The organism is Serratia odorifera (assembly GCF_041448735.1).
Lineage (GTDB): Bacteria > Pseudomonadota > Gammaproteobacteria > Enterobacterales > Enterobacteriaceae > Serratia_F > Serratia_F odorifera.
The window spans coordinates 1-641 of record NZ_JBGMUT010000060.1 but is presented as its reverse complement, the minus strand read 5'-3'; the positions used below and the strand labels follow the sequence as shown (position 1 = coordinate 641).

General features: G+C 50.4%; 1 protein-coding gene. It reads left to right on the top strand.

The genetic code is table 11. The features are described 5' to 3' along the window. Positions 1-641 (top strand): hypothetical protein (locus tag ACCC84_RS23600; RefSeq protein WP_371902433.1); only part of this gene is annotated, 641 nt, incomplete at both ends.

Below are 641 nucleotides of genomic sequence, written 5' to 3'. Positions count from 1 at the left end.
GAGATTGACTGGCCAAGCGCATTTCCGACAGCGCTGCGGGCGAAGCTCGAGGGTGGGGCATGGGAAGATTTTAATAAATCTATCATCAATTTTGTTCAGAACGGTATGTCCGGAGAGCACGCCAAGATTATACGCTGGGTGGCCGAAGGTATTGCTGGGGAAAAATTTGATGAGATGACAGGAGACAAATATAAAAACCGCCCAAGCATGATAATTTTTACAAATCGAGATGTCAAGACGCCGCTCGCCGGGGCGTTTGAATTAGATGGTCGGATATATTCATTATTTAATGAAACGAGCTACCAAGCCCCGCAAGAATTCACACAGGGCCAGTATGCCAACGAGTATTCCAGGAAGACGATTCCAGAGTATTTCTCCACGCTGGTGACGCAGGGACTGTCTGAGAATGAGCGGGATAAGTTAGATGGCACCCCACTTTATCCGCGTTTGCGCGCTTCGGCGGGCCTAGGCCCGAGGATGCAGTGGCCTTATTTTACGTACGAGAAGAGCAAGCCCGGTCAGTTTGCCAGCGAGATGGTGAAACGGTACGTCGAGAAATTCAAGGACGATATGGACCGGACTACCTACAGTCATTGGGAGCAGAACTGGGATACCGCTGCTGATATCATGGAGGGGGCACT